Origin of the sequence: Pseudonocardia sp. MH-G8 (assembly GCF_002262885.1) — a bacterium.
Taxonomy (GTDB): Bacteria; Actinomycetota; Actinomycetes; order Mycobacteriales; family Pseudonocardiaceae; genus Pseudonocardia.
Map to the genome: position 1 here is coordinate 16,841 of NZ_NKYF01000009.1, position 25,434 is coordinate 42,274.

Here is a 25,434-nt window from a genome sequence, read left to right on the forward strand (position 1 = left end):
GGTTCCTCCGCGTCTCGTGAGTGACTGCCCGGCCGCGGCCGTTCGTACTCGTTGTCTTCCCGGCGAGGAACCGGTGGCTCCGGATCCTCCTGACGCGCAGAGGTTACCGGGGTCCCCCGACGGGGCGCCGGGTCGCGGGCACCGCTCAGCCGAGCCGAGCGGGGAAACCCCCTGTGGCCACCGGGCTCCACCGGGTGGGCGTGATGCGGATCAGCGCCTTGCCCTGGTCGTGCATCGCACGGCGGTACTCGTCCCAGTCCGGGTGCTCGCCGGAGATGCAGCGGAAGTACTCGACCAGCGGCTCGACCGACTCGGGCAGGGTGAGCAACTCCGCATCACCGTCGACCTGCACCCACGCCCCGCCGAAGTCGTCGGAGAGCACGATCACCGACGCCTTCCCGTGGCGGGCGACGTTGGCCGCCTTCGCCCGCTCCGGGTAGGTGGAGACGACGATCCGGCCCTCGGGGTCGACGCCCGCCGTGACCGGGGAGCCCTGCCAACCGCCGTCCGCGCGCGGAGTGAGCAGGACCATCTTGTGCCGGCAGCGGATGAACTCGAGGAGGCCGTCGCGGTCGACGGAGGTGTTCGTGGCGAGGGTCCGGGCCATGGTCGCCGAGCCTAGTGCGGGCCGGGCTAGGCTTCGTGGTGATGAGCACCCTGTTCACCCGGATCATCGATGGCGAGCTGCCCGGACGCTTCGTCTGGAGCGACGAGCGCGCCGTCGGCTTCCTCTCGATCAACCCGCTCGGTCCCGGGCACACCCTGGTGGTGCCCCGCGCCGAGGTCGACCACTGGGTCGACGCCGAGCCCGAGCTGCTCGCGCACCTCACCACGGTCTCCCATGCCGTGGGCGCGGCCGTGCGCGAGGTGTGGCAGCCGCCGCGCGTCGGGCTGCTCGTCGCCGGGTTCGAGGTGCCGCACCTGCACGTGCACGTGTTCCCGGCCTGGGACATGGCCGCCTTCGACTTCGCGAACGCCGCCCCGTCGGTGGAGGCGCAGGAGCAGGAGGGGCACGCGGAGAAGCTGCGCGCGGCGCTGCGGGCGGCGGGCCACGGGAACTTCGTCCCGGACTGACGCCTGCCTACTGCGTCCATCCGGCGTTGATCATGTGGCGGCGCGGTGAGCCGTACACGAGGGTCCTCGCGACCGCGCTCACGAAGGGGGGCGCGGGCGGGGCGGTCGCGGCTGGCTCGTGGTCCGGAACCGCATCGTGGCACTGCGGGCCGCCGGTTGGCGGCGCGCTGCCCCCACTCGCTGACCGTCCTGCGGGCATCCACACCGAGGAACGCGCCGGTGGCGACACCGACCCACAGGGTACTGCGCCGGCCCGCCCTGCGGCCGCGCGCTGACCTGTTGCGCGGCTTGCCGCTCTTGCGGCCGGGCACGGTGAGTTGCCGCATACGAGATCGACGTGATGGGTCTGGATCCGGCGCGTGACACTCACCACGTCGATCTCGCGCGTGCCAGCCTGTGGATGGAGCCTTTCAGTGGAGGTATGACAGTGCAGCTCGTCCTCGTCCGGCACGCGCTGCCGGAGCGCATCCACCCGTCCGACGCGGCCGTTGCGGACCGCCCCGGGGGTCCGGCCGACCCGTCGCTCACCCCGCTCGGCGAGCGGCAGGCGCAGCGGCTCGTCGACGCCCTGGCGCGGGACGAGATCGCCGGGATCTACACCAGCCCGCTGGCCAGGGCGCGGGAGACGGCGGCGCCCCTCGCGGCCGCGCTCGGGGTGGAGCCGGTGGTCGTCGACGAGCTGCGGGAGTACGACGCCGACTCCTCCCACTACGTGCCCGTCCACGAGATGCCGCGGCTGGACCCGGCCGCGTGGCAGCGGATGCTCGCCGGACTGCTGCCCGAGAGCGTCGACCTGCCGGCGTTCACGCGGCGGATCGCCGGCGGGTTCGAGCGCGTCGTCGCCGCGCACCCGGGCCGGGAGACCGCCGTTGTCGTGGCCCACGCCGGTGTCGTGAACACCTGGCTCGCGCACCTGCTCGGGCTGGACCGGCCGCTGGTGTTCCCGCTCGACTACACGGGCGTCACGCGCGTGCTCGCGGGGCGCGACGGGCGCCGCGTCGTCCGGACGGTCAACGAGACCGCCCACGTGGCTGACCTGCTCACGATGACGGCTGACGCGGCGTAGGGCAGGATCGACGGGATGCTGGTGGGCGTCCCGCGCGAGGTCAAGAACCACGAGTACCGCGTGGCGATCACGCCGGCGGGGGTGCGGGAGCTGACCGGTCGCGGCCACCAGGTGCTGCTCGAGCGCGACGCCGGTGCCGGTGCCGGGCTGCCCGACGACGAGTTCGTCGCGGCCGGACGGCTGGTCCAGCCCGAGGTCGCGGCGGCCCACGGCCTACCCGTCGTTGCGCTGCGTGACGTCGTCGACGATCTGCCCGCCCCTCGGTGAGCAAGCGGGTGATCGAACATCTCGTTTGTTGCAGAGGAGAGGCAGCACCGGGCAGCATCTCCCGCGTGCTGACGCGCTGCGCATGATCATTTACGCTCGGTGCATCGAGCGGCGCAGCCGGCTGAGGCCGAGGGGGGAACGACCGGATGGCGGGTAGCGGGCTCGGCGCGGTCTTCCGCGTGCCCGAGTTCCGGATCATCTGGGGTGCGGAGCTGTTCTCGATCGCGGGGGACCAGCTCGCGCGCGTCGCCCTCGCGGTCCTCGTCTACGGCCGCACCGGCTCCGCCCTGTGGGCCACCGTGGCCTACGCCCTCACGTTCCTGCCCGCCCTGCTCGGCGGGGTGCTGCTGTCCGGCTTCGCCGACCGGTACCGGCGCCGCGAGGTCATGATCGCGTCGGATGTGGCGCGGGCGGTGCTCGTGGCGGCGATGGCGATCCCGGGCCTCCCGCTGTGGGCGCTCTGCGGGCTCCTGGTCGTCGTCGTCCTGCTCGGATCCCCGCACACCGCCGCCCAGGGCGCGCTCTACCCGGAGATCCTGCGCGGCGAGCTCTACGAGCGCGGCCTCGCCGTCCGGCAGATCACCAGCCAGACGGCACAGCTGGTGGGTTTCGCGAGCGGTGGCCTCCTCGTCGCGGCCGTCAGCCCGGCCGTCGCGCTGCTGGGCAACGCCGTGTCGTTCGCCCTGTCGGCGGTCGTCGTCCGGGTCGGAGTGGCTGACCGGCCCCGACCCGGCAGCGCCGACGACGCCCCTGCGCCAGGATCGGTCGGCGGGCTGCGCGGGGTGCTCGCCGGCCTCGTCGAGATCGCGACCGATCCGCGGCGGCGCGCGCTCGTCGTCCTCGCCTGGCTCGTCGGCTGGTACGTCGTGCCGGAGGCGCTCGCCGCCCCGTACGCCGACCAGCTGGGTGCCGGGCCTGCCGTGGTCGGCCTGCTCATGGCCGCCGATCCGCTCGGCAGCGTGCTCGGCGCCTGGTTGTTCGTGCGCTTCGTCCCCGCCGCGACGAGGCCGCGGCTGATCGGGGTGATGGCGGTGGCGGCCGGGATCCCGCTGGTCCTGTGCGCGCTGCGCCCCGGCCTGCCGCTCACCCTGGTGCTGTGGGGCGTGTCGGGGATGCTCTCGACCGCCTACCTGCTGCAGACCCAGGCGAGCTTCGTGCGAGCGACCCCGGACGCCGGCCGTGGTCGGGCGATCGGCGTGGCGGCGTCCGGGATCATCGCTGCGCAGGGTGGTGCGGTCCTCATCGGCGGGTTGTTCGCCGACGCGTGGGATCCGGCCACCGCGGTGGCCGTGGCCGGGGTGATCGGGGCGGTGTTGTCGCTGGGCGGCGCCATCGCCTGGCACTGCGCCAACGCCACCACCTTGCCGGCGACGCAACGTCCGACCCCCGCTCGGTAGCGCTGACCGGAGGGAACGTCGTCGACGGGGTTCGCGAGCGGCTCGCTCGCAGGTGGGTCACCAGCTGCGGTTGCGCACGGGGGGTTCCTTTCGTGGTGGGTGGTCGGGTGGTGGGTGGGTCACCAGCTGCGGTTGCGCACGGGGGGTTCCTTTCGTGGTGGGTGGTCGGGTGGTGGGTGGGTCACCAGCTGCGGTTGCGCACGGGGCGTTCCCTTCCTGGTAGATGGCCGGGCGACGGGCGCGCCCTCCGGTTCCGGATGGAAGGGCCTCTCGCCCGAGAGCCGCAGGTGGGAGCGCCGCACCGGAGACTCGGCAGGGGCGGCAGAGCCACCTCCTTCGTCAGCGAGGGCCGCTCGTGTTCGTGGCCTAGGTCACGGCCATCCCCCCTTGGGGTGCGTGGCCCGTGACAGCCCTGGGCAGGCCCAGTAGCCTTACTTCCCTCGATAGGGGAGATGGCTGAGAGTATGAATGTCTAGGGGTGCGCGCCAGGACGCTGCCTCGGCCGCCCCGGTGCCAGACACCGAGGTCAGCTCCATATGGCGACCTTCGTCATGGGCCATCTGGTCCATGCCGCGTCGGCTGCTCGGCCCAATCCTCGTCGTTGAGCTCACGGCGGCTCTGCTCACGGTCCTGAGCATCTCGCCAGGTGATTTCGACCACCAATCGATCATGATGAGCCTTCTGGTGTGCGGGCTCGGCGTCGTGCACTCCGAGATCGCGTTGCGCGTCGAGCGCATTCGTCGCCGGATCATCGATACGCTGCACGTGGACCTGAGTTCCGTGTGGACGTTCGCAGCCGCCCTTCTGGTACCGCCTGCTCTCGCCGTGACGGTGGCGATTGTCGTTTTCACTCACCTCTGGTGGCGCTCCTGGCGCCCGCGGGTGGCGGTTTATCGACACGTCTTCAGCACGGCGACGATCGTTCTCTCCTGCCTCGCCGCGGCAGGGGTGGCGGGCGTGCATCGCGACGGCGGGAGCGGGCTGGGCGGCGAAGCCACCGGAGTGCTCCTGCTCGCCGGAGCGATCCTGACCTACACCACTGTGAACACGGCATTGGTCGCCGGCGCGGTTGCGATGAGCAATCCGCAACCCGACATCAGCAAGGCGCTCGGGCGCTGGGACGACATTCTTCTCGAGTTCGCCACGCTGTCACTCGGAGCGATCACCGCAGTCGCTTTGTCGATCAATCCGATGCTCGTCGTCCTCGTGCTGCCGCCGCTTCTGGTGTTGCACCGCGCGGTCCTGGTCAAGCACCTCGAGGAAGCCGCGAACACCGACGGCAAGACCGGGTTGCTCAACGCCGCGGCGTGGCACGTGCAGGCCGAGCGCGTCCTGCAGCGTCGACGGCGGGGCGACGGCATGCGCGGCGTGCTGGTGCTCGACCTGGACCACTTCAAGGCGGTCAACGACACCCATGGCCACCTCGCAGGGGACCACGTGCTCGCTGCGGTGGCCGGGGTTCTGCGCTCGGAGGTCAGGGAACGCGATCTCGTCGGCCGCTTCGGCGGCGAGGAGTTCGTCGTGATGCTGGCAGGGCTGGAGGGCAGTGGGTCGACGGAGCTGGAGGCGGTCGCCGATCGGATCCGGCGGCGCGTGGCCGATCTGAGCGTCGAGATCCCGACCCCGGACGGGCCGCTGAGCGTGATGGGCCTGTCCGTGTCCATCGGCTGCGCGCTCTCCCCGGACACCGACGTGGACCTGCGCGATCTGTTGCAGGTGGCGGACAAGGCGCTGTACGTGGCGAAGGGCGCAGGGCGCAACACCGTGCGAATGGGCAGCGTGCTGGTCGGACGGGCCCCCTTGCGGTCGATGACCAAGAGCGCGGGCACCACGAGCGTCGGCCCGGATCTCGGCGTGTGAGCGTGCCGCACCGAGAGCGCAGAGGGCTGTCGTGAGGCCGTCGGTGCGTCGTTCGAATCGATCGTTGTCGGGGGTCTCGCGGTCGCTCTGATTCCATGGTCATCGCGCCGCTTGCTGCACTACTCTGCAACGGCCGACTCGATCGAGGACACGGACAGGACCGGTGGAGCGCGTGCCGTGAGCGTGGAGGCTTGCGAACCGCAGCGGCCCGGCGTGCGCGGCTGGGCGGTCTGGGCGCTCCCGCGCCGTGTGCTCGTCACGGTCCTGCTCGTGGAGGTCGTCGCGGCGGTGCTCGTGATCGGCGACCTCGCTCGCCGTCCGCCGCCGCCGCCGGAGGAGCTCGCGGCGGCGGGTGCGCTCGTGCTGCTGGGCGTCACGTACACCGAGCTGTCGGTCGGTGTGGAGCGGATGCGCCGGCGGCTCGTCGACGCCAATCACGTCGATCTCAACTCGGTGTGGACGTTCGCGAGCGTCGTCGTCCTCGCCGGTCCGCACGCCGCGGTCGTCGCGGTGATCATGTTGACGCACCTGTGGTGGCGGGCGTGGCGCCCGTCGGTTCCGCTGTACCGCCACCTGTTCAGCGTCGCCACCGTGGTGCTGGCCTGCCTCGTCACCGGGGCCTTCCTCGAGCAGGTCGGCCCGCCGGAGCACCGGTTGTGGGTGCTCCTCGTCGCCATGGGCCTTTACGCGGCGATCAACACCGGTCTCATCGCAGCGGTCGTCCGGGTGAGCACGCCGCGCGCCGCCCCGTCCGCGCTCTTCGGACCGTGGGACGAGAACGTCCTCGAGATCGGCATGCTCTGCATGGGCGCGTTGACCGCGATCGCGCTCGCGCTGAACCCGTGGCTCGTCCTGTTCGTGCTGACGCCACTGTTCGCCGTGCTCCGGGCCGTGCTGGTGCGCCCGCTGGAGGTCGCGGCCAGCACGGACGGCAAGACCGGCCTTCTCAACGCAGCCGCCTGGCTGGCCGAGGCGGAGCGTGTCCTGGTCCGTCCGGGCGCCGCGGAGCGCTGCGGTGGCGTGCTGGTGCTCGACCTCGATCACTTCAAGTCGGTCAACGACACGCACGGCCACATGGTCGGAGACCGTGTCCTGGCGGCCGTGGCGGATGCGCTGCGCCGGGTCGTCCGGGCGCACGACCTCGTGGGCCGCCTCGGCGGCGAGGAGTTCGTCGTGATGCCACGGCGTGTGGCCTACGGTGCCCGGTCGGTGGAGCTCGAGTCCGTGGAGCTCGAGGTGGTTGCGGAGCGGATCCGGGCACGGATCGCCCACCTGCGCCTTCCCCTTCCGTCGGCGGACGGTGCGCGGACGGTGGAGGGCCTGAGCGTCTCGATCGGCGGCGCGGTGCTCCCGGCGAACGGCGGCGATCTCGCTTCGCTCCTGCAGACGGCCGACACCGCGCTCTACGCGGCCAAGCGAGCCGGCCGCAACACCGTGCGCATCGAGGTCGCGCCGGTGCGGCGCTGATCGCCGGGCGTGGTGAGAGGGCGGCAGATCCTCGCAGATCCGGCGCCCTGTCGTCACCACTTCCGGCGATCAGCAGCGGGACGAATGATCATTGGAATCCCTTGATCAGTTCCAGTCCTTGTTGCGCATCTGATCCCTCCTCCCCGACTCGATCTTTTCGGCACTCCGAGGCGCAGCGGGAGCTGTTCCGACCGCGCCAGCGGCGGACGTGCATTCGGTCGTCACCCGACGTCGATTCGGTGTAACCATGTGTTCTGCGCAGTCGGCCCATCTCACTGTGTCACGACCCTCCCTCTCGTGCGGGGCGTTCAAATGACGCCGCGAGTGAAGTGCACTATCCTCATCGGGCCGCCGAAGCGATCGAGAGCGCAGATGTCCACACATCACGAGGGAGTTCGCGCCGCGGCTCGCCCGGTCCACGTGTGGAGGGTCCGCGGCTGGCCCCTGTGGGAGATGCCGCATCGGCTCGCGACCTCGGTGCTCGCCGTCGAGGCCACGGCGCTCGGGCTCGTCGTCGTTGTCGCAACCCGCACGCCGTTCCCGGACGGGCCGCAGATCCTGCACACCGTGCTGCTCGCCGGACTGGGCGTCGTGCACACCGAGACCGCGATCGGCGTCGAGCGGATCCGTCGCCGGGTCACGGCGGGCGGCAACCACGCGAACCTCAGCTCTGTCTGGACGTTCGCCGGGGCGCTCGTGCTGCCGCCCGCGTGCGCCGTGGCCGTCGCCGTCGTGGTGCACCTGCACGTGTGGGCGCGCACCGGGCGACCTCGCGTGCCGTTGTACCGCGGCGTCTACAGCACCGCCACGATCGTGCTGGCCTGCCTCGCCGCGTCCGCGGTGGTCACGCTCGTCGGGCGCGGGCCGGCAGCGCTTCCCGCTGACGGGGTGCCGGGGATCGTGCTCGCGCTGCTCGCCTACACCACGGTCAACAACGGCCTCGTCGCCGGCGCCGTCGCCATGAGCGCGCCGCAGCCGGACCTCGTGCGCGTCCTGGGCCACTGGGACGACAACCTGCTCGAGACAGCCACCCTCTCGCTCGGGGCGCTCACCGCGGTCGCGCTGATCGTCAACCCGTGGCTGGTGCTCCTCGCGCTGCCGCCGCTGCTGGTCCTGCACCGCGCTGTGCTGGTCAGGCACCTGGAGGAGGCCGCAAGCATCGACGGCAAGACCGGGCTGCTCAACGCCGCGGCGTGGCACGCGCAGGCCGAGAAGGTGCTGCGCCGGGGTGGCCGCGGACAGGGGCCGGGTGCGGTGCTCGTGCTGGATCTCGACCACTTCAAGAACGTCAACGACACGCACGGCCACCTCGTGGGCGACCGGGTGCTCGCCGCCGTGGCCGGCGCTCTGCGCGCCGAGGTCCGCGACCGGGATCTCGTGGGCCGCTTCGGAGGGGAGGAGTTCGTCGTGATGCTCGCAGGGGGCGACGGCGGGTCCGCCGAGGCCGAGGCGGTGGCGGAGCGGATCCGCAGGCGGGTGGCCGACCTGCGGGTCGAGATGCCCACGCCGGACGGCCCGCTCACCGTCTGTGGGCTCACCGTCTCCATCGGTGGAGCCCTGTCTCCGGACGAGGGGGCCGACCTGCGCACGCTGCTGCAGATCGCCGACACGGCGTTGTACGCAGGCAAGCGCGCGGGTCGCAACATCGTGCGCATGGGCGTGCCGGTGTCCGCCCGGCCCCCGGTGGCGCCGCTGCGTCACAGCAGCGAACTGCCTCCCGGTCCTGCCTCAATTGATGACTCTGCGTGACTGCACGGTCGCGCAGTCCACCCCGATGAGCGATCGTCGTCCTCCTGACACACGCCTCGGCCCTCACTAATCTCGCCGACAGGCGCAAGCCGGTCGCGGGGGAGGAGGAGGCGGACGTGGATGAGCCGTCACCGCCCGCCGGCTGGGACCCGGCGAGCTGGGAGCTCTGGCGACTGCCCGCGAGGGCCGTCGGGCTGGTGCTCGGGGTCGAGGTCGCGGCCGTGGGGCTCGTCGTCGCCCACCTCGCCCCGCCCACCGAGGCGGCCGTCGCGCTCGCCGCGTTCCTGACCCTGCTGAGCGTCGTTCACACGGAGCTCGCCACGGGGATCGAGCGGATCCGCAGGCGGGCGGCGCAGACCTCCTACTTCGACCTGAGCTCGGTCTGGACGTTCGCGGCCGCGCTGCTGCTGCCGCCCGCGCTCGCCGCCGCCGTCATCGTCGCGGTGTACCTGCACCTGTGGCAGCGGGTGTGGCGGCCGGCGAGGGTGCCGGTGCACCGGCACCTCTACACCACGGCCACCGTGATCCTCGCCGCCGGCGCCGCCCACGGCATGGTCGTCGCCGCGGGCGGGCTGCCCGGCGGACCGGACGACGTCGTGGGCGTCGCCGGCATCGCGGCGGCCGTGCTGGTCTACGTGGTGGTCAACACGCTCCTCGTCGCCGGCGCGATCGCCCTGACCCACGACTGGCCGGGGGTGCGCGAGCTCGTCGGGCGCTGGGACGACAACGCGCTCGAGGTCGCCACGCTCTGCATGGGTGGCCTCGCGGCGGTCACCATCGGATCGACGCCGTGGTTGGTGGCGCTGGTCCTGCCGCCGATCCTCGTGCTGCACCGCGCCGTGCTGGTGCGCCACCTCGAGGAGGTGGCGAGCACCGACGCCAAGACGGGGCTGCTGAACTCGGCGGGCTGGCAGGAAGAGGCGGCGCGGACGCTGCGCCGCGGCCAGCGTGCCCGCGCCGTCGCGGCCGTGCTCATCCTGGACCTCGACCACTTCAAGCTCGTCAACGACGCCCACGGCCACCTCGCAGGCGACGACGTGCTGGCCGCGGTCGCGGCGGAACTGCGGGGCGGGGTGCGTGAGCAGGACCTCGTGGGCCGCTTCGGCGGCGAGGAGTTCGTCGTGCTGCTGCGCGAGTTGCCGCCCGGCCCGTTGGGGCAGGCCGAGATGCGGGCGGTGGCGGAGCGGCTGCGGCGGCTGGTCGCCGAGCTCGCCGTGCCCGTCTGCACGCCCGACGGCAACCTGACGATCACCGGGCTGAGCGTGTCGATCGGCGGTGCCGCCATCCCGGTCGACGGGGCCACCCTCGAGCAGGCGTTGAAGGCTGCCGACGCGTCGCTGTACGCCGCCAAGCGCAGCGGGCGCAACCTGGTGCGGATCGCGGGTCCCGTGCAGATCCCGGCCCCACGTACCGCGGGCTGATCGAGCACGCCGGGTGGCCGCATTCCCGGGCTTCCGTAAGCTGGCCCGGTGACCGTGTTGCGATCCGTCCGTGGCCCGGCCGATCTGAAACGGCTCGAGGCGCACGAGCTGCCTGTGCTGGCCGCTGAGATCCGCCGTGAGCTGGTGGCGTCGGTCTCGCGCACCGGTGGGCACCTCGGGCCCAACCTCGGTGTCGTGGAGCTGACCATCGCGCTGCACCGCGTGTTCGACTCACCCCACGACACCCTGATCTGGGACACCGGCCACCAGGCCTACGTGCACAAGATGCTCACCGGCCGGCAGGACGGCTGGGAGGCGCTGAAGAAGACCGGCGGGCTGTCGGGCTACCCGAGCCGCGCCGAGAGCGAGCACGACCACGTCGAGAACAGCCACGCGTCCACCTCGCTGTCCTGGGCCGACGGGGTGGCGCGGGCGTACGCGCTCACCGAGCAGCAGCGCCACGTCGTCGCGGTGATCGGGGACGGCGCGCTCACCGGCGGGATGGCGTGGGAAGCGCTGAACAACATCGCCTCCGGCAAGGACCGCAACGTCGTCATCGTGGTCAACGACAACGGCCGCTCCTACTCGCCCACGATCGGCGGGCTCGCCGACCGGCTCGCCTCGCTGCGGCTGCAGCCCGGCTACGAGCGCGTGCTGGAGGCCGGCAAGCAGGCCCTGGCCCGCACGCCCCTCGTCGGCGGGCCGCTCTACTCGGGCCTGCACGCGCTGAAGGCGGGTCTGAAGGACGCGCTGAGCCCGCAGGAGCTGTTCTCCGACCTCGGCCTGAAGTACTTCGGCCCGGTGGACGGGCACGACGTCGTGGCGATGGAGTCCGCGCTGCGCCGGGCCCGGCACTTCGGCGGCCCGGTGATCGTCCACGCCGTCACGCGCAAGGGCAACGGCTACTCGCCCGCGGAGAACGACGAGGCCGAGCAGATGCACAGCCCGTCGGCGTTCGACCCGGAGACCGGCCGGCCCACCGCACCGCCGTCCGTGGGCTGGACCAGCGTGTTCTCCGACGAGCTGCTGGCCATCGGGGCGCGTCGGCCCGACGTCGTGGCGATCACCGCGGCGATGCTCGGGCCCACCGGGCTCGCGCCGTTCGCGCGGGCGTTCCCGGAGCGCTGCATCGACGTCGGGATCGCCGAGCAGCACGCGCTCACCTCGGCCGCCGGGCTCGCCGCGGGTGGGTTGCACCCGGTCGTGGCGCTCTACTCGACGTTCCTCAACCGGGCCTTCGACCAGCTCCTGATGGATGTGGCCCTGCACGACAAGGGCGTCACGCTCGTGCTGGACCGGGCCGGCGTCACCGGCAACGACGGGCCCTCGCACAACGGCATGTGGGACCTGTCATTGCTGGGCATCGTGCCCGGCATGCGGGTCGCGGCGCCCCGTGACGCCGCCACGCTGCGCGAGGAGCTCGGCGAGGCCGTCGCGGTCGACGACGGGCCCACCGCGATCCGGTTCCCCAAGGGGTCGGTGATCGAGTCGGTGCCCGCGGTGCGCCGCGCCGGCGGGCCCGCGGGCGTCGACGTGCTGCACGAGTCGGGCGCGCCCGAGGTGCTGCTGGCGTGCGCCGGTGCCTTCGGCGAGCTGGGCGTGGCCGCGGCGCAGCGGCTGGAGCGCCAGGGCGTGGCCGTCACGGTCGTCGACCCGCGGTGGGTGCTGCCGGTGCCGGAAGCGCTCGTCGGCCTCGCGCGGGCCCACCGGCTCGTCGTCACGGTCACCGACTGCGGGCGTCACGGCGGGTTCGGCTCGGCGCTGGCGCAGGTGCTGCGCGACGCGGAGTGCGACGTCCCGCTGCGCGACCTCGCCATCCCGCAACGCTTCCTCGACCACGGCAGCCGCGCCGACGTGCTGGCCGAGGCCGGGCTCACCGCGCAGGACGTGGCGCGCCGCGTCACCGAGTGGGCGGCCGCGCTGCCCCCCGAGCCCGGCGTGGTGGAGCAGGCCCCGTCACAGGAGGAGGCCCGCTGATGCGGGTGCTGATCGTCGAGGACGAGCGGCCGCTGGCCGACGCCGTGGCCCGCGGCCTGCGGCGCGAGGGGATGGCCGTCGACGTCGCCTACGACGGCGACACCGGCCACGAGAAGGCCGTTGTCACCCGCTACGACGTGGTGGTGCTCGACCGCGACCTGCCCGGCATGTCCGGCGACCGGCTGTGCGCGGAGATCGTCGCCACCGCGTCCACCACGCGGGTGATCATGTTGACGGCCAGCGGCACCCTGGCCGACAAGGTCGACGGCCTGTCCCGCGGCGCCGACGACTACCTCGCCAAGCCGTTCGACTTCCCCGAGCTCGTCGCGCGCTGCCGGGCGCTGGGGCGCCGCGCCACCCCGGCGGTGCCCCCGATGCTGGAGGCGGGCGACGTCGCGCTCGACCCGGCACGACGCACGGTGCACCGCAGCGAGCGCCCCGTCGAGCTCACCCGCAAGGAGTTCGGGGTGCTCGAGGTGCTGCTGGCCGCGGGCGGCGCCGTGGTGAGCAGCGAGGAGCTGCTCGAGCGGGTCTGGGACGAGAACGCCGACCCGTTCACCACCACCGTGCGCGTCACGGTGATGACGCTGCGCAAGAAGCTGGGCGAGCCAGGGGTGATCGAGACCGTGGTGGGCGCCGGGTACCGGGTGCCTTCCGCCGGCTGAGCCGAGGGGGCCCCGTGGCCGAGCCTGCGCCATCAACGGTCCGCGACGCGGGCCGGCAACAGGAATGGGCCCCGGCGCCGCCACCGGAGCCCGCGCGGGTCCGTCGCGGATCGCGGGGAGTCGGGCTGCGCCCCCGGCTCACCCTGGTCTGCACGGTGGTGGTCGCGCTCGTCAGCGCGCTGCTGCTCTGGCTGGGGTGGCTGCTCGTGGGGGGCGTGGCGCGCAGCGTTCCGTCGCTCCCGGCGGGCACAACCGTCCGCGTGGGCGGCGTCGCGATCCCGGCGGAGCGGCTCAACGAGGCCATCGGTGCCGCCGCCCGCGCCGACGTGCTGCGGGCGGGACTGATCGCGTTCCCACTCGTCGTCGCCGCGGCCGCGGTCGTGTCGTGGGTGCTCGTCGGGCGGGTGCTCGGCCCGTTGCACGCGGTCACGGCCACCGCGCGCCGGCTCACCGTCGAGTCGCTGGACACCCGCACCGGGCTGAAGGACGCCCGCGGCGAGGTCGCCGAGCTGGCGGCGGGCTTCGACGCGATGCTGGACCGCCTGCAAGCGGCGTTCGACGCGCAGCGCCGGTTCGTCGCCAACGCGAGCCACGAGCTGCGCACGCCGCTGTCGGTACTGCGCACGGAGGTGGACGTCACGCTCGCCGACCCCACCGCCGACGTCGAGGAGCTGCGGCGCATGGCGTCCGTGGTGCGCGACGCCACCCGCCGCGCCGACGACCTCATCTCCGGGCTCCTGCTGCTCGCCCACACGGAGGGGGCCGAGCTCGCCGATGTGCGTGCGGTCGACCTGGCCGACGTCGTGGTGCCCGCGCTGGCCGCCGTCCGGGCCGAGGCGGGCAGGCGCGGGCTGCGCACGCAGCTGCGGGCCGAGCCGGCCCCGACGCGGGGCGATCCGGTCCTGCTCGAGCGGGTGGCCGGCAACCTGGTGGAGAACGCCGTGCGGCACAACGTGGCCGGCGGGTGGCTGGAGGTGAGCACGGGCACCACCGAGGACGGGGTGCGCCTGCAGGTCGGCTCCAGTGGCCCGGAGATCCCGGGGGACCGGGTGGCGGAGCTGTTCGAGCCGTTCCGCCGCGGGCCCGTGGCGCGCACGGCCAACACCCCCGGCTCGGGGCTGGGCCTGTCGATCGTCCGGGCCGTCGTGCAGGCCCACCACGGCACCGTGCGGGCCGATCCGGTGCCGGGCGGCGGCCTCATGGTGACGGTGCAGCTCCCGGCCGGCTGACGGGCGGGATCAGGAGGCGGCGCGGGTGGTCAGTGCCTTCTCCAGATCGGGGGCGAGCAGGTCGATCTGCCACTGGCGCGCGCCACCGGTGTGCATCGCCGCCCGCACGTCGCCGTCCGACGGTGGGTTCCAGCACAGCCGCCGCAACAGGTCGGGCAGCAGCAGGTTCTCCACCGGGACCTTCCACTGCTCGCTGATCACGGCCACGGCGGCGCGGGCGGCCGTCAGGCGGGCGGCCGCGTCGGGGTCGCGGTCGGCCCAGCGCGACACCGGAGGCGGACCGTCGACGGACGGGGACGCGCGGGGGTACTCGGCGGGGTCGAGCGCCGCCGCCTTGGCCAGCGCGGCGAACCAGTAGGAGGTGAGCCGGCGTTGGGCGCGGCCCCGGAACGTCGGCATGGCGGCCAGCGCCTGCGGTGACTCGGGCGGCGCGGAGGCGGCTGCGACGATCGCGGCGTCGGGGAGCACGCGGCCCGGCGCGATGTCGCGTTCGGCGGCGAGCCGGTCGCGTGCCTCCCACAGGGCCCGGGCAGCGGCGAGCAGCTTCGGCTTGCGCAGCTTGTGGACCCCGGACAGGCGCCGCCACGGCTCCGCACGCGGTGCGGGCGGCGGCGCGGTGCGTACGGCCTCGAACTCTTGCACGGCCCAGTCGAGCTTGCCCTGCTCGGCGAGCAGCCCGGCGAGCACGTCCCGCAGCTCGACGAGCACCTCCACGTCGAGTGCGGCGTAGACGAGCCAGTCCTCGGGCAGCGGGCGGCGCGACCAGTCCGCGGCCCCGTGCCCCTTCTCCAGCGTGAGCCCCAGCAGCTGCTCCACGAGCGGACCGAGGCCGACGCGGGGGAGCCCCGCCAGCCGGCCGGCGAGCTCGGTGTCGAACAGGGCCGAGGGGGTCAGACCCACCTCGGCCAGGCAGGCGAGGTCCTGGTTCGCCGCGTGCAGCACCCACTCCGGCCCGGTGAGAGCGGGAGCGAGCGCGGACAGGTCGCTGCCCAGCGGGATGGGGTCGATCAGCGCTGAACCCGCCCCGGCCCGGCGCAACTGGACCAGGTAGGCCCGCTGCGAATAGCGGAATCCGGAGGCGCGTTCGGCGTCGACGGCGATGGGCCCGCTGCCGGCCGCCACCGCCTCCGCGGTGCGCGACAGCGCCGCGACATCCGCGACGACGGGCGGCAGCCCGTCGGCGGGCCGCAGCAGCGGCACCGCCGGCGGTCCCTGATGGTCTTCTTCGAGTGGTTCTCCTGTCAGCGGATGACTCCGGCTCGCATCGCCAGCGCGACCATCTGCGCGCGGTCACCCGTGCCGAGCTTGCGCCCGATGCGCGACAGGTGGCTCTTCACCGTGAGCGCGGAGAGGCTCAGCGCCTCACCGATCTCCTTGTTCGACTGCCCGTCCGCCACGAGCTGCAGCACCTCGACCTCGCGCGCCGAGAGCTCGCGCGGGGTGTTGTCGGTGCCGGGTACCCGGGTGCCGGTGGCGAGCAGCGGTGCGACCGTCGGGTCGGCGTAGACGCCGCCGTCCAGCACACGCTTCACGCCGTCGGTGACGATCGCCGCCGACGCCGACTTGAGCAGGTACGCCTGCGCTCCCGCCTGGAACGCCGAGCGCACCGCGTACGGGTCGTCGGAGGAGGCGAGCACGACGAGGCGGTTCCAGCCCAGCGACCGGAGTTCGGTCACCAGGTCCAGTCCGCTGCCGTCGGGCAGACCGAGGTCGAGGATCGCGAGGTCGCACGGCCCGTTGGCATGGGCACGTGCCCGCGCCTCGGCCACCGATGCGGCCTCGTAGACCGTACCGGCGCCCATGGAGCGCAACCGCGCGGCTATCGCCTCACGTAGGAGCGGGTGGTCGTCGACCACCAGCACCGAGAACAGCTCTTCCCGCGGGTGCGGGACCATCGCGGGCGACAGCACAGCATGGGCGGGTGAATGACCCGCAGTGCCGCGCACTGGTGCGCCCTGGCCCACAACGGCCACGTCGTTACCTCCTGGAGTCGGTCGTTGCCCCCCGACCGGCACCAGATCCCCGGTCGGATGGAACTACTCGCCCGACCGCCCGAGGAGGTGTCGTGGAGGAAGCGTAGCCCCCCAAGCGGTCTAACGTCGTGTATCGGATCGAACTTCTCCGGGTGAAAGTTACAGCGTTGTCGAGGACCGACCACTCGTCCGAGTGATGTTGGTGATCACTGCGGGCATCGAACATGCTGGTGAACCCCCCGATCGGGCTCCTGCGAGCGATCTCGCGTCAGACCGTCCGATGGGCGAGCGGGAGGACTCCGACGGGTGGAAGACCGGCCGCCGATGCGATCAGGTTGCAGAACGCCTCGGCGTGTCGGGACAGATCCGTGCCCAGGGGGGTCCAGGACGCCCGCAGCTCGACGTCGTCGTCGCGGCGGGGACCGGCGATGTCGCCGAAGCGCACGGACGAGGTCTGCGTGACGGTGCCTCCCAGCGCGACGTGCTCGGCGTCGGCGTTCTCGAGGGCCTCGGTCAGCCAGGACCAGCCCACGACCGGCAACATCTCGTCGCCGAGCTGTTCGGGCTCGAGGCGGGCCTGTACGAAACAGACGAGCCGGAACGTGCCCTCCCATGCGTCCTGGCCTGCCGGGTCGTGCAGCAGGATCAGGCGCCCGGAGGTGTCCGGCTCGTCCGACTCGTCGCCGTGCTCGCGGGCAGGATCTGCCTCCACGCTGAACGCCCACGTCCACGGCGCGAGCCGGGGCGGCGCCTGCAAGGGCGCGAGGGCGAGTTCGGGGCGCGGCCGCACTGTGCGCATCGAGGTGACGGCCTGCTGGAAATCCAGTGGTGGGGCGGGCGCGTCGGACACGAGCGAGGACTCTAGGTCGCTCTGGGTGATCCGCAGGCGAGGCGCGCCGCGCACGAGGCAACCCGTCCGAGGGACATCGGGCGCCCGGCGGTGACCGCCTGGTGGCGCGTGGGAGGATGGGGGAGCCATGACGCTCTCGCCCGCCTCCGCCGTCCACCCCCGCCGCCGGCTGCCCGACGCGCCGCTCCTCGTGGCCGCGCGCGGGGAACGCCCGTCGCGGGTGCCGGTGTGGTTCATGCGCCAGGCCGGGCGCTCGCTGCCGGAGTACCGGGCCCTGCGCGCCGGCACCGGGATGATCCAGGCCTGCCTCACGCCCGACCTCACGTGCGAGATCACGCTGCAGCCGGTGCGCCGCCACGGCGTCGACGCCGCGATCCTGTTCAGCGACATCGTCGTGCCCCTCTACGTGGCGGGCGTCGGCGTCGACATCGTGGCCGGCACCGGGCCGGTGGTCGCCCACCCCGTGCGCACCATGGCCGACGTCGAGCGGATCCCGGCGCTGCACGTCGAGCAGGTCGCACCGGTCACCGACGCGATCGGTCTGCTCCTGCCCGAGCTGGGCGACACCCCGCTCATCGGCTTCGCGGGCGCCCCCTTCACCCTCGCCTCCTACCTCGTCGAGGGCGGGCCGAGCCGCAACCACGAGCGCACCAAGGCCTTGATGCGCTCGGCGCCGCAGGTCTGGCACGCGCTGATGGAGCGTCTCGCAGCCGTCACGAGCACGTTCCTGCACGCCCAGGTGGCCGCCGGGGTAGACGCGGTGCAGCTGTTCGACTCCTGGGCGGGCGCACTCTCGGAGCGCGACTACCGCGAGTACGTCCTGCCGCACTCCACCCGCGTCCTCGCCGGTCTCGCCGACGCGGGCGTGCCCCGCATCCACTTCGGGGTCGGCACCGGTGAGCTGCTCGGCGCGATGACCGAGGCCGGCGCCGACGTCGTGGGCGCCGACTGGCGGGTGCCGTTGGACGAGGCCGCGCGTCGCACCGGCGGCGGCGTCGCGATCCAGGGCAACCTCGACCCGGCCGTGCTGTTCGCCGACACCGGATCGATCGCGGCCGAGGCGCGGCGCATCGTCGACGAGGGCCGCCACGCACCCGGCCACGTGTTCAACCTCGGCCACGGCGTGCTGCCCGACACCGACCCGGACGCCCTCACCCGGCTCGTCGAGCTGGTGCACACGCTGCGCCCGTGAGCGCCCGTCGCGTCGCCGTCGTGGGCGGCGGGGTCTCCGGGCTCGCCGCGGCGCACCGGCTGCGCACCCTGCTCGGGCCGTCGGCCGCGATCACCGTGCTCGAGCAGCGCGACCGCATCGGCGGCGTGCTGCACACCGTCGACCTGGCCGGCACGGCGTTCGACGTCGGGGCGGAGGCGTTCCTGGCCCGCCGCCCGGAGGTCCCGGCCCTGCTCGCCGAGCTCGGCCTCACCGCCGAGTTGGTGCACCCGACGCGCGCGACGGCGTCGGTGCGGGCGGGTGGGCGCACGGGGCCGCTCCCGGGCGGCACGCTGCTCGGTGTCCCGACGAGCGCGGCGCAGCTGGACGGGCTGCTGTCCGAGGCCGGGCTCGCCGCCGTCGCCGCGGAGCGGCACCGCCCCCTGACGTGGCGGGCGGGTGACGACGTCGCGCTGGGCGGGCTGCTGCGCTCCCGCTTCGGCGACGAGGTCGCCGACCGGCTCGCCGACCCGCTGCTGGGCGGGGTCTACGCGGGCCGTGTCGACGCCCTCGGCCTGCGCGCCACCGTGCCCGCCCTGGCCGCGGCCCTCGACACCGGCGCCCCGAACCTGACGGCCGCCGCCGACACCGCCACCAGCCCTCGCGACACACGCGCACCCAGGCCCCGACTCGCGGGGGGTGGGCCACCCACCCCCCGCGAGTCGGGCTCTGAGAGCGCGCGAGTCGGGGGCTCGGAGCATGTGAGTCGCGACGTGGGGGGCCAGGCGCCGCAGCCGGGCGCGCCGGTGTTCGGCGCCGTGCGGGGCGGCTACCGGCGGCTGCTGGACGCGCTCGTCGCCGCGGCAGGCGCGGACGTGCGGCTGCGGACCACCGTGCGGGAGCTGCAGCGCCGCGAGCAGGGCTGGCGGCTCGTGCTCGGGCCCACCACGGCGCCCGAGGCCCTCGACGTCGACGCGGTCGTGCTCGCCGTGCCCGCGCCGGCGGTGGCCCGGCTGCTCGCCGACGCCGCACCGGACGCGGCGCGGGCGGCGGGGGAGATCGAGCTGGCGTCCTCCGCGGTCGTGGCGCTGGCCTACCGGGCCGCGGACGCCGCGACGCTGCCACCGACGTCGGGCGTGCTCGTGGCCGCGGACGAGCCGCTCCCCGTCAAGGCGATGACCCACTCCTCGAACAAGTGGGCGCACCTGGGCGCGGACGGCCTCGTGCGGCTGCGGGCCTCGCTCGGCCGCTTCGGGGAGGCCGCAACGTTGCAGGTGGACGACGCGGAGCTGGTGGCCCGCGCCCGGGACGGGCTGTCCGCGCTCGCCGGGATCACGGCGCCGCCCGTGGCCGTGCACGTCCAGCGGTGGGGCGGCGGGCTCCCGCAGTACGCGGTCGGGCACCTGGACCGGGTCCGCACGATCGAGCAGGGTCTTCCGCCGGGCGTGGCGGTGGCGGGGTCGGCGCTGCACGGTGTCGGCGTGCCGGCGTGCGTGGCGACGGGCCGGCAGGCCGCCGAGCGGGTCGCGCCCGCAACGAACGGCACTCCCGTCGGCTAGGTGACGACGGAAGTGCCGTTCGTCGGCCTCGTGGCGCTACTGCGTGGCGCTACTGCACGTCCGCGTCCGGCGGGGGGAGCTGCACCGTTCGCTGCGGTTCCACGGACGCCACTCCCGTCACCGCGCCGAGGGCCTGCACGCGTTGCGTGTCCTCGACCGAGCCGGTGATCACGCCGAGCGGGCGCAGCACCTGCTCGACGTTCAGGCCGCCGGCTTCGAGGGCGGCGACGACCTCGTCGATCCGGTCGAGCGCGTCGTCGGCGACGGAGATCGTGATCTTCTCGGGCACGGTGGCGCCTCCTCAGGCTCCGGGCGCGCGGACCAGGCCGGCTCCGACGTCGGTGGCGGGCAGCGGCAGCCGCTGCGCCGCCTGCACGAGCTGGGTCCACAGCTGCTGCCCCGTTGCCCCCGTGCGCTGGGACCACAGCGCGGCGATGCCGGCGACGTGCGGCGTGGCCATGCTCGTGCCGGAGATCGTGTTCGTGTTCTGGGGCGCGGGCCACGACGAGTAGACGTCGACGCCGGGCGCGGCGATGTCGACCTGCCCGCCGTCCACCGACGAGCTCGCGGCGGAGAAGTCGGCGATCGCCAGCGCGACGTCCACCGCGCCGACCGCCATGATCGACGGGCTGTTGGCGGGGACCCCCACGAAGCCGGGGTTGCCCGCACCGCGTTCGGCGTTGTTGCCCGCCGCGGCCACGACGAGGGTGCCTGCCTCGAGCGCGCGGCGCCCGGCGGTCTCGTAGGCCGTGGAGACCTCCTGCAGGTCTGCACCCAGCGACATCGAGATCACCCGGGCGCCCGCGGAGATCGCCCAGCTCATGCCGGCCAGGATGTCGGCGTCGGTGCCCGACCCGTCGTCCCCGAGGACCTTGCCCACGAGGATGCGCGCCTCGTGCGCGACCCCGTAGCGGCGCCCCGTACCCGGCGTCAGCGCGCCGCACGCCGTGCCGGTGGTGTGCGTGCCGTGCCCCTGCACGTCCTGGGGCTCCTGGCCCTCGACGAACGATCGGGCCTCGATGTTGCGGCCGGCGAAGTCGGGGTGGGCGAGGTCGAGCCCGGTGTCGAGCACGGCGATCGCCACGCCCGCGCCGGTCTCCGGGGCCTCGGCGACGCCCGTGGCCTGCAGGCCCCACGTCAGCTCGTCGGTATCACCGAACTGGGCGGGCGCCACGGCCGCGGTGCCCGCCCCGGCCGCCGTGGCGTGCAGGAACTGCGCGGCATCGCGGAAGCCGCGCAGGTACTCCTCGGACAGGGAGCCGCCGGGCGCCGCGCCGAAACGGGGCACGCCGATCGCCCGCTGCACCCGCTCCGGCTCCACCCCGAGCAACCGCCGGTCGGCCCGGGCGGTGCTCAGCTGCTGTGCGGTGAGGTCCGCGACGGCCACCCCCAGCTCGGCGAAGAAGGTCGGGTGCGTGCGGGGCGCGGCGCCGCGCTCGGCGTCGCGGGTGTTCGTGACCTCCTCCGCGCCGCTCAGCTCCCGTATCGCCGTGCAGGAGGCGTCGTCGTCGCCCCGCAGGTCCTCGCCCAGCACCAACAGGTAGCGGCCCGTGTACCGCTGCCCCGCCCCGACGCCTTCGGATCCCACCACATCGCCTCCCCGATCTTCGTCACTCGTCCGGGGCACATCGTGCCGGGGCGCGGCGGGCGCGTCATGTCGGAGCGGGGTGACACGCCGTCAGCCGGCGGCGACCGACAGCGACGCGTGCCGCACGCTCTCGTCGCCCACGGCGTCCAGGACGGCCGCGGCGAGGTCGGCGCGGGCGAGCCGGTAGGACCCGCGCACGTTCGCGTCCACCCGGCGACGCATCGCCCCGGTGCGGGGGCCGTCGGTGAGCTGCGGCGGGAGCACGATCGTCCAGTCCAACCCGCTCGCGCGCACGACCTGCTCCATCGCGCGCATGTCCGTGAAGGCGTGCCGCAGGACGTAGCCGAGCACGGGCTTCACCACGAACCGGACGAACGCGGTGTCGCCGGTGGTGTGGGCGCCCGCCGCGCTCACCGTCACGAGCCGGTGCACCCCGGCGTCGCGCATCGCCGCGACGATCACCCGGGCGGCGTCGGTGCGGACCGTCGTGGGTCCGCTGCCGCCGGGGCCGAGGGCGTCGACGACCGCGTCCGCCCCGGCGACCGCCGCCTCGACCGCGGCCCGGTCGTCGAGCTGCGCGACGACGACGTCCAGGCGCTCGGCGGCGGGTCGGCCCAGCCGGGCGGGGTCGCGCACGACGGCGGTGACGTGGTGCCCGGTGTCGAGCGCCTGCTCGACGACGTGCCGGCCGGTTCCACCGGTCGCGCCGAACACGGTGATGCGCATGGAGTTTCCTCCTGGGTGAGTGAACACTTACCAGTAGGGTGGGTGAGTACTTACTCACCTGTCAAGCGGTGCTGAGATCCTGCTGAGGAGGACGCATGGGGACGCGGGAGGACATCGTCGGGGCCGCGGCGCAGATCATGCGCACCGAGGGCTTCGCGCGGGCGACGACCAAGGAGATCGCGCGCGCGGCCGGGTACTCCGAGGCCACGCTCTACAAGCACTTCCGGGACAAGACCGAGATCTTCCTGCACGTGCTCGACGGCCGGCTGCCCGGTCTCGGCGCCCTGCTCGCCGAGCTCGAGCAGTACCCCGGCCGGGGCGAGGTACGGGCGAACCTCGAGGAGCTGGTCATCACCGCACTGCGGTTCTACGCCGACGCGTTCCCGCTCGCGGTCTCGCTGTTCTCGTCGCGGCAGCTGCTCGACGCCCACCGCGCCCGCATCGACGAGCTGGGCGGCGGCGGGCCGCATTATCCGCTCGTGGCGCTGGCCCGTTACCTCGCCGAGGAGCAGCGACGCGGCCGGATCGGCGCAGGCGCCGACCCCGAGGCGATGGCCGGGCTGCTGCTGGGTGCGTGCTTCCAGCACGCGTTCCTGGTCACGTTCTCCGGGGAGGAGGCGTCGTCCGCGCAGCTGTCCGCGCTCGCACGCCGGCTGGTGGCCACCGTGCTGGAGCCCACGGTGTCGGACGGCGGTGGCTGACACCGTGCGTGGCAGGATGGGGACGTGGCACGCCTGGACTACGCCGAGCTGAACAGCGCCATCCGCTACACCATGTGGTCGGTGTTCCGGGTCGAACCGGGCCGGCTCGGCGACGACCGCGTGGGCGCCGCGAGCGAGTTCACCGAGTTCCTCGACGCCCTGCGCGGCAAGGGCGTCAGCGTGCGCGGGGTCTACGACGTGGCGGGCCTGCGTGCCGACGCCGACTTCATGGTGTGGTGGCACGCCGACAACGTCGAGGCGCTGCAGGCGGCGTACTCCGGTCTGCGCCGCAGCACCGCACTCGGCCAGGCGAGCAGCCCGGTGTGGAGCCAGGTGGCCCTGCACCGGCCCGCGGAGTTCAACAAGAGCCACCTGCCGGCGTTCGTCGCGGGGGAGGCCCCGCGCGGTTACATCTGCGTGTACCCGTTCGTCCGCTCCTACGAGTGGTACCTGCTGCCCGACGAGGAGCGGCGGTGGATGCTCGCCGAGCACGGCAAGGAGGCTCGCGACTACCCGGACGTGCGCGCGAACACCGTGCCCGCGTTCGCGCTGGGCGACTACGAGTGGATCCTCGCGTTCGAGGCCGACGAGCTGCACCGGATCGTCGACCTCATGCGCCACCTGCGCGGTACCGACGCGCGACGCCACGTCCGCGAGGAGACGCCGTTCTTCACCGGCCCCCGGGTCGAGCCCGGGGACCTCGTGGCGACGCTGCCCTAGGTGATCAGCTCGCCTCCGGCTCCAGCCGCAGCGAGACCGAGTTGATGCAGTAGCGCAGGTCGGTGGGCGTGTCGTAGCCCTCGCCCTCGAACACGTGGCCCAGGTGGCTGTGGCAGTTGGCGCACAGCACCTCGACCCGGCGCATGCCGAGGCTCGTGTCGACGTGCTCGATCACGGCGCCGCCGGCGAGCGGGGTGAAGAACGACGGCCAGCCGCAGTGCGACTCGAACTTCGTGTCGGAGCGGAACAGCTCGGCGCCGCACGCGCGGCAGGAGTAGACGCCCTGGGTCTTCGTGTCGGTGTACTCACCGGTGAACGGCCGCTCGGTGCCGGCCTGGCGCAGGACCTGGTACTCGGCGGGGGTGAGCTGGGCGCGCCACTCGGCGTCGGACTTGACGACCTTCGGTGCGGGCTCGGTGGCGGGATCCATGCGCTCCACACTATGTCCGTCGCGCGCCGCGTGCATCGGGCCGGTGAGCCGGCGCTACACCAGCGTGGTGAACACGAACACCAGCGCGTTCCACACCACGTAGATCACGCCGATGAGCAGCAGGACGACCACCAGCACGGCGGCCCACCGCCGGCCGCCCTCGGCGCGGTTGGCGGAGTCGGCGAAGTCGCGGACCCCGTCCAGGTACCCCTCCACCGTGAACGCGGGGGACTGGCGCTGCATGCGCTCCAGGTGCGCGGCGAATGCCTGCGCCTCCGGGTCGTCGGGGTCGAGCCCGAGCAGCTCGTCGTCGAACTGCCGGGACCATCCCGGACCGTCCGGTTCGTGGAGATCGGGCACCCCGTGAAGGGTAGCGGTAGCGTCCGGTTCCGTGGCGAGCAAGAGCGCGGCGGAGTTGCTGAGCGTCCCCGGCCCCGACGGCGACCGTGAGGTGCGGCTGACGAGCGCGGACAAGGTGTACTTCCCGGAGCGGGGGATCACCAAGGGCGAGCTCGTCCGGTACTACCGGGCGGTGGCCGAGCCGCTGCTGCGCGCGCTGCACGAGCGGCCCACCAACCTCAAGCGCTACCCGGACGGCGTGGAGGGCGAGGCCTTCTTCGCCAAGCGGCTGCCCAAGGGGGCCCCGCCGTACGTCGAGACGGCGCGGGTGACGTTCCCCAGCGGCCGCACCGCCGACTCGCTGTGCCCCACCGAGCAGGCCGTGCTGGTCTGGGCGGCCAACATGGGCACGTTCGACTTCCACCCGTGGCCGGTCCGCCGCGCCGACACCGACCGCCCCGACGAGCTGCGCATCGACCTGGACCCGCAGCCCGGCACCGACTTCGCCGACGCCGTCGCCGTGGCGGGCGTGCTGCGCGAGGTACTCGACGAGGCCGGCCTCGTCGGCTGGCCCAAGACCTCCGGCGGCCGCGGCGTCCACGTGTTCTGCCGGATCCGCCCCGAGTGGGACTTCATCGCGGTCCGGCACGCCGTGATCGCGATCGCGCGCCGCGTGGCCGACCGGCTGCCCGAGAAGGCCACCGTCGCGTGGTGGAAGGAGGAACGCGGCGAGCGCGTGTTCCTCGACTACAACCAGGCCGCCCGCGACCGCACGGTGGCGTCGGCCTGGTCGGTGCGCGGACGGCCGCGCGCCACCGTGTCGATGCCCGTGACCTGGGAGGCGCTGCCCGACGTCGAGCCCGAGGATTTCGACGTGCGCACCGTGCCCGGCCTGCTCGCCGAGCACGGCGACGCGCACGCCGGCATGGACGACGCGGCGGGTGGCCTGGAGACGGTGCTGGACTGGTACACCGCCGACGAACGCGACCGCGGCCTGGGCGACCTGCCCTACCCGCCCGAGTACCCGAAAATGCCGGGCGAGCCGATGCGGGTGCAGCCGAGCCGCGCCAAGGCGCCGGCCGAGGGCTCCTGAGCCGGAGTGGGGTGGAAGGGCCCTACCAGCGGTCGCGCTCGATGATGGAGACGAGCGCGAGCAGGAGCACCACCGTGACGACGAAGCCGAGGGTGCTGAACGTCCAGTAGTCCATGGCCGAACCACCTTGCGC

Annotated in this window: 25 protein-coding genes; 16 read left to right on the forward strand and 9 right to left on the reverse strand. The window is 73.6% G+C overall.

From position 1 onward, the window contains the following. Window positions 1–145: 145 nt before the first annotated feature. Window positions 146–607, reverse strand: coding sequence for a PPOX class F420-dependent oxidoreductase (locus CFP66_RS21090; RefSeq protein WP_094926864.1), 462 nt, complete (start codon window positions 605–607; stop codon window positions 146–148). A gap of 41 nt (window positions 608–648) precedes the next feature. Between CFP66_RS21090 and CFP66_RS21095 the strand changes: the two genes are divergently transcribed. The 11 genes from CFP66_RS21095 (at window position 649) to CFP66_RS21145 (ending at window position 14,172) form a co-directional block, all read left to right on the forward strand. Continuing rightward, a complete protein-coding gene (locus CFP66_RS21095) occupies window positions 649–1,074 on the forward strand; it encodes an HIT family protein (protein ID WP_094927093.1) in 426 nt (141 codons plus the stop codon). 421 nt (window positions 1,075–1,495) lie between these two features. Then, window positions 1,496–2,140, forward strand: coding sequence for a histidine phosphatase family protein (locus CFP66_RS21100; RefSeq protein ID WP_233159590.1), 645 nt, complete (start codon window positions 1,496–1,498; stop codon window positions 2,138–2,140). 15 nt (window positions 2,141–2,155) lie between these two features. Further along, a complete protein-coding gene (locus tag CFP66_RS49975; RefSeq protein ID WP_094926865.1) occupies window positions 2,156–2,407 on the forward strand; it encodes a hypothetical protein in 252 nt (83 codons plus the stop codon). Window positions 2,408–2,553: 146 nt separating this feature from the next. After that, window positions 2,554–3,804, forward strand: a complete 1,251-nt coding sequence (locus tag CFP66_RS21110) for an MFS transporter (RefSeq protein WP_094926866.1) — start codon at window positions 2,554–2,556, stop codon at window positions 3,802–3,804. 567 nt (window positions 3,805–4,371) lie between these two features. After that, the gene (locus CFP66_RS21115; RefSeq protein WP_233159591.1) at window positions 4,372–5,664 is read left to right on the forward strand and encodes a diguanylate cyclase; all 1,293 of its coding nucleotides are present in this window, start codon (window positions 4,372–4,374) and stop codon (window positions 5,662–5,664) included. Window positions 5,665–5,841: 177 nt separating this feature from the next. Continuing rightward, the gene (locus tag CFP66_RS21120) at window positions 5,842–7,131 is read left to right on the forward strand and encodes a diguanylate cyclase (RefSeq protein ID WP_094926867.1); all 1,290 of its coding nucleotides are present in this window, start codon (window positions 5,842–5,844) and stop codon (window positions 7,129–7,131) included. Between the two features lie 453 nt (window positions 7,132–7,584). Continuing rightward, window positions 7,585–8,880: a GGDEF domain-containing protein gene (locus tag CFP66_RS21125; protein WP_094926868.1), complete on the forward strand. Its 1,296-nt coding sequence runs from the start codon at window positions 7,585–7,587 to the stop codon at window positions 8,878–8,880. Window positions 8,881–8,996: 116 nt separating this feature from the next. After that, on the forward strand, window positions 8,997–10,301 hold the full coding sequence (locus CFP66_RS21130; protein ID WP_094926869.1) for a GGDEF domain-containing protein: 1,305 nt from the start codon (window positions 8,997–8,999) through the stop codon (window positions 10,299–10,301). A gap of 48 nt (window positions 10,302–10,349) precedes the next feature. Beyond that, window positions 10,350–12,278, forward strand: a complete 1,929-nt coding sequence (dxs, locus tag CFP66_RS21135) for a 1-deoxy-D-xylulose-5-phosphate synthase (protein WP_094926870.1) — start codon at window positions 10,350–10,352, stop codon at window positions 12,276–12,278. Next, a complete protein-coding gene (locus CFP66_RS21140) occupies window positions 12,278–12,943 on the forward strand; it encodes a response regulator transcription factor (protein WP_094926871.1) in 666 nt (221 codons plus the stop codon). The genes dxs and CFP66_RS21140 overlap by 1 nt, the downstream gene beginning before the upstream one ends. 125 nt (window positions 12,944–13,068) lie before the next feature. Next, window positions 13,069–14,172, forward strand: coding sequence for a cell wall metabolism sensor histidine kinase WalK (locus CFP66_RS21145; protein ID WP_094927096.1), 1,104 nt, complete (start codon window positions 13,069–13,071; stop codon window positions 14,170–14,172). Window positions 14,173–14,181: 9 nt separating this feature from the next. Here the strand turns inward: CFP66_RS21145 and CFP66_RS21150 are convergent, their stop codons facing one another. The 3 genes from CFP66_RS21150 to CFP66_RS21160 form a co-directional block, all read right to left on the reverse strand. Then, window positions 14,182–15,372, reverse strand: a complete 1,191-nt coding sequence (locus tag CFP66_RS21150; RefSeq protein ID WP_094926872.1) for an HRDC domain-containing protein — start codon at window positions 15,370–15,372, stop codon at window positions 14,182–14,184. Between the two features lie 41 nt (window positions 15,373–15,413). Beyond that, window positions 15,414–16,067, reverse strand: coding sequence for a response regulator transcription factor (locus CFP66_RS21155; protein WP_075949948.1), 654 nt, complete (start codon window positions 16,065–16,067; stop codon window positions 15,414–15,416). A 346-nt stretch (window positions 16,068–16,413) separates the two neighbouring features. After that, window positions 16,414–16,995 (reverse strand): DUF3000 domain-containing protein, encoded by a 582-nt coding sequence (locus CFP66_RS21160; protein ID WP_094926873.1) that lies wholly within the window; start codon window positions 16,993–16,995, stop codon window positions 16,414–16,416. A gap of 127 nt (window positions 16,996–17,122) precedes the next feature. Between CFP66_RS21160 and hemE the strand changes: the two genes are divergently transcribed. Together hemE and hemG are read left to right on the forward strand one after the other, a co-directional pair. Further along, window positions 17,123–18,187, forward strand: coding sequence for a uroporphyrinogen decarboxylase (gene hemE, locus CFP66_RS21165; protein WP_094926874.1), 1,065 nt, complete (start codon window positions 17,123–17,125; stop codon window positions 18,185–18,187). Further along, window positions 18,184–19,704, forward strand: a complete 1,521-nt coding sequence (hemG, locus tag CFP66_RS21170) for a protoporphyrinogen oxidase (RefSeq protein WP_094926875.1) — start codon at window positions 18,184–18,186, stop codon at window positions 19,702–19,704. Before hemE ends, hemG begins: the two co-directional genes overlap by 4 nt. A 49-nt stretch (window positions 19,705–19,753) precedes the next feature. On the opposite strand, the gene CFP66_RS21175 is transcribed toward hemG, so the two are convergent. The 3 genes from CFP66_RS21175 to CFP66_RS21185 form a co-directional block, all read right to left on the reverse strand. Then, on the reverse strand, window positions 19,754–19,993 hold the full coding sequence (locus tag CFP66_RS21175) for a hypothetical protein (protein ID WP_094926876.1): 240 nt from the start codon (window positions 19,991–19,993) through the stop codon (window positions 19,754–19,756). A 12-nt stretch (window positions 19,994–20,005) separates the two neighbouring features. Next, on the reverse strand, window positions 20,006–21,292 hold the full coding sequence (locus CFP66_RS21180) for a S8 family serine peptidase (RefSeq protein ID WP_233159592.1): 1,287 nt from the start codon (window positions 21,290–21,292) through the stop codon (window positions 20,006–20,008). 90 nt (window positions 21,293–21,382) lie between these two features. Then, the gene (locus CFP66_RS21185; RefSeq protein ID WP_094926877.1) at window positions 21,383–22,018 is read right to left on the reverse strand and encodes an NAD(P)-dependent oxidoreductase; all 636 of its coding nucleotides are present in this window, start codon (window positions 22,016–22,018) and stop codon (window positions 21,383–21,385) included. A 95-nt stretch (window positions 22,019–22,113) separates the two neighbouring features. On the opposite strand from CFP66_RS21185, the gene CFP66_RS21190 reads away from it, so the two are divergent. Then, complete coding sequence (locus tag CFP66_RS21190; protein WP_094926878.1) at window positions 22,114–22,719, forward strand: TetR/AcrR family transcriptional regulator; 606 nt, start codon at window positions 22,114–22,116, stop codon at window positions 22,717–22,719. A 24-nt stretch (window positions 22,720–22,743) separates the two neighbouring features. Further along, window positions 22,744–23,439, forward strand: a complete 696-nt coding sequence (hemQ, locus tag CFP66_RS21195; protein ID WP_094926879.1) for a hydrogen peroxide-dependent heme synthase — start codon at window positions 22,744–22,746, stop codon at window positions 23,437–23,439. Window positions 23,440–23,443: 4 nt separating this feature from the next. Here hemQ and msrB read toward each other — a convergent pair whose 3' ends face one another. Beyond that, window positions 23,444–23,869 (reverse strand): peptide-methionine (R)-S-oxide reductase MsrB, encoded by a 426-nt coding sequence (msrB, locus tag CFP66_RS21200; protein ID WP_094926880.1) that lies wholly within the window; start codon window positions 23,867–23,869, stop codon window positions 23,444–23,446. A 54-nt stretch (window positions 23,870–23,923) separates the two neighbouring features. Beyond that, the gene (locus CFP66_RS21205) at window positions 23,924–24,229 is read right to left on the reverse strand and encodes a hypothetical protein (RefSeq protein WP_094926881.1); all 306 of its coding nucleotides are present in this window, start codon (window positions 24,227–24,229) and stop codon (window positions 23,924–23,926) included. Window positions 24,230–24,260: 31 nt separating this feature from the next. Between CFP66_RS21205 and ligD the strand changes: the two genes are divergently transcribed. Further along, the gene (ligD, locus tag CFP66_RS21210; protein WP_094926882.1) at window positions 24,261–25,301 is read left to right on the forward strand and encodes a non-homologous end-joining DNA ligase; all 1,041 of its coding nucleotides are present in this window, start codon (window positions 24,261–24,263) and stop codon (window positions 25,299–25,301) included. The last annotated feature ends 133 nt before the right edge of the window (window positions 25,302–25,434 follow it).

Coding starts and splice junctions, on each gene's coding strand:
- CFP66_RS21090 (WP_094926864.1), bottom strand. CDS start 607: ATGGCCCGGACCCTCGCCACGAACACCTCCGTCGACCGCGACGGCCTC.
- CFP66_RS21095 (WP_094927093.1), top strand. CDS start 649: ATGAGCACCCTGTTCACCCGGATCATCGATGGCGAGCTGCCCGGACGC.
- CFP66_RS21100 (WP_233159590.1), top strand. CDS start 1,496: ATGACAGTGCAGCTCGTCCTCGTCCGGCACGCGCTGCCGGAGCGCATC.
- CFP66_RS49975 (WP_094926865.1), top strand. CDS start 2,156: ATGCTGGTGGGCGTCCCGCGCGAGGTCAAGAACCACGAGTACCGCGTG.
- CFP66_RS21110 (WP_094926866.1), top strand. CDS start 2,554: ATGGCGGGTAGCGGGCTCGGCGCGGTCTTCCGCGTGCCCGAGTTCCGG.
- CFP66_RS21115 (WP_233159591.1), top strand. CDS start 4,372: ATGCCGCGTCGGCTGCTCGGCCCAATCCTCGTCGTTGAGCTCACGGCG.
- CFP66_RS21125 (WP_094926868.1), top strand. CDS start 7,585: ATGCCGCATCGGCTCGCGACCTCGGTGCTCGCCGTCGAGGCCACGGCG.
- CFP66_RS21140 (WP_094926871.1), top strand. CDS start 12,278: ATGCGGGTGCTGATCGTCGAGGACGAGCGGCCGCTGGCCGACGCCGTG.
- CFP66_RS21155 (WP_075949948.1), bottom strand. CDS start 16,067: ATGGTCCCGCACCCGCGGGAAGAGCTGTTCTCGGTGCTGGTGGTCGAC.
- hemE (WP_094926874.1), top strand. CDS start 17,123: ATGACGCTCTCGCCCGCCTCCGCCGTCCACCCCCGCCGCCGGCTGCCC.
- CFP66_RS21185 (WP_094926877.1), bottom strand. CDS start 22,018: ATGCGCATCACCGTGTTCGGCGCGACCGGTGGAACCGGCCGGCACGTC.
- CFP66_RS21190 (WP_094926878.1), top strand. CDS start 22,114: ATGGGGACGCGGGAGGACATCGTCGGGGCCGCGGCGCAGATCATGCGC.
- msrB (WP_094926880.1), bottom strand. CDS start 23,869: ATGGATCCCGCCACCGAGCCCGCACCGAAGGTCGTCAAGTCCGACGCC.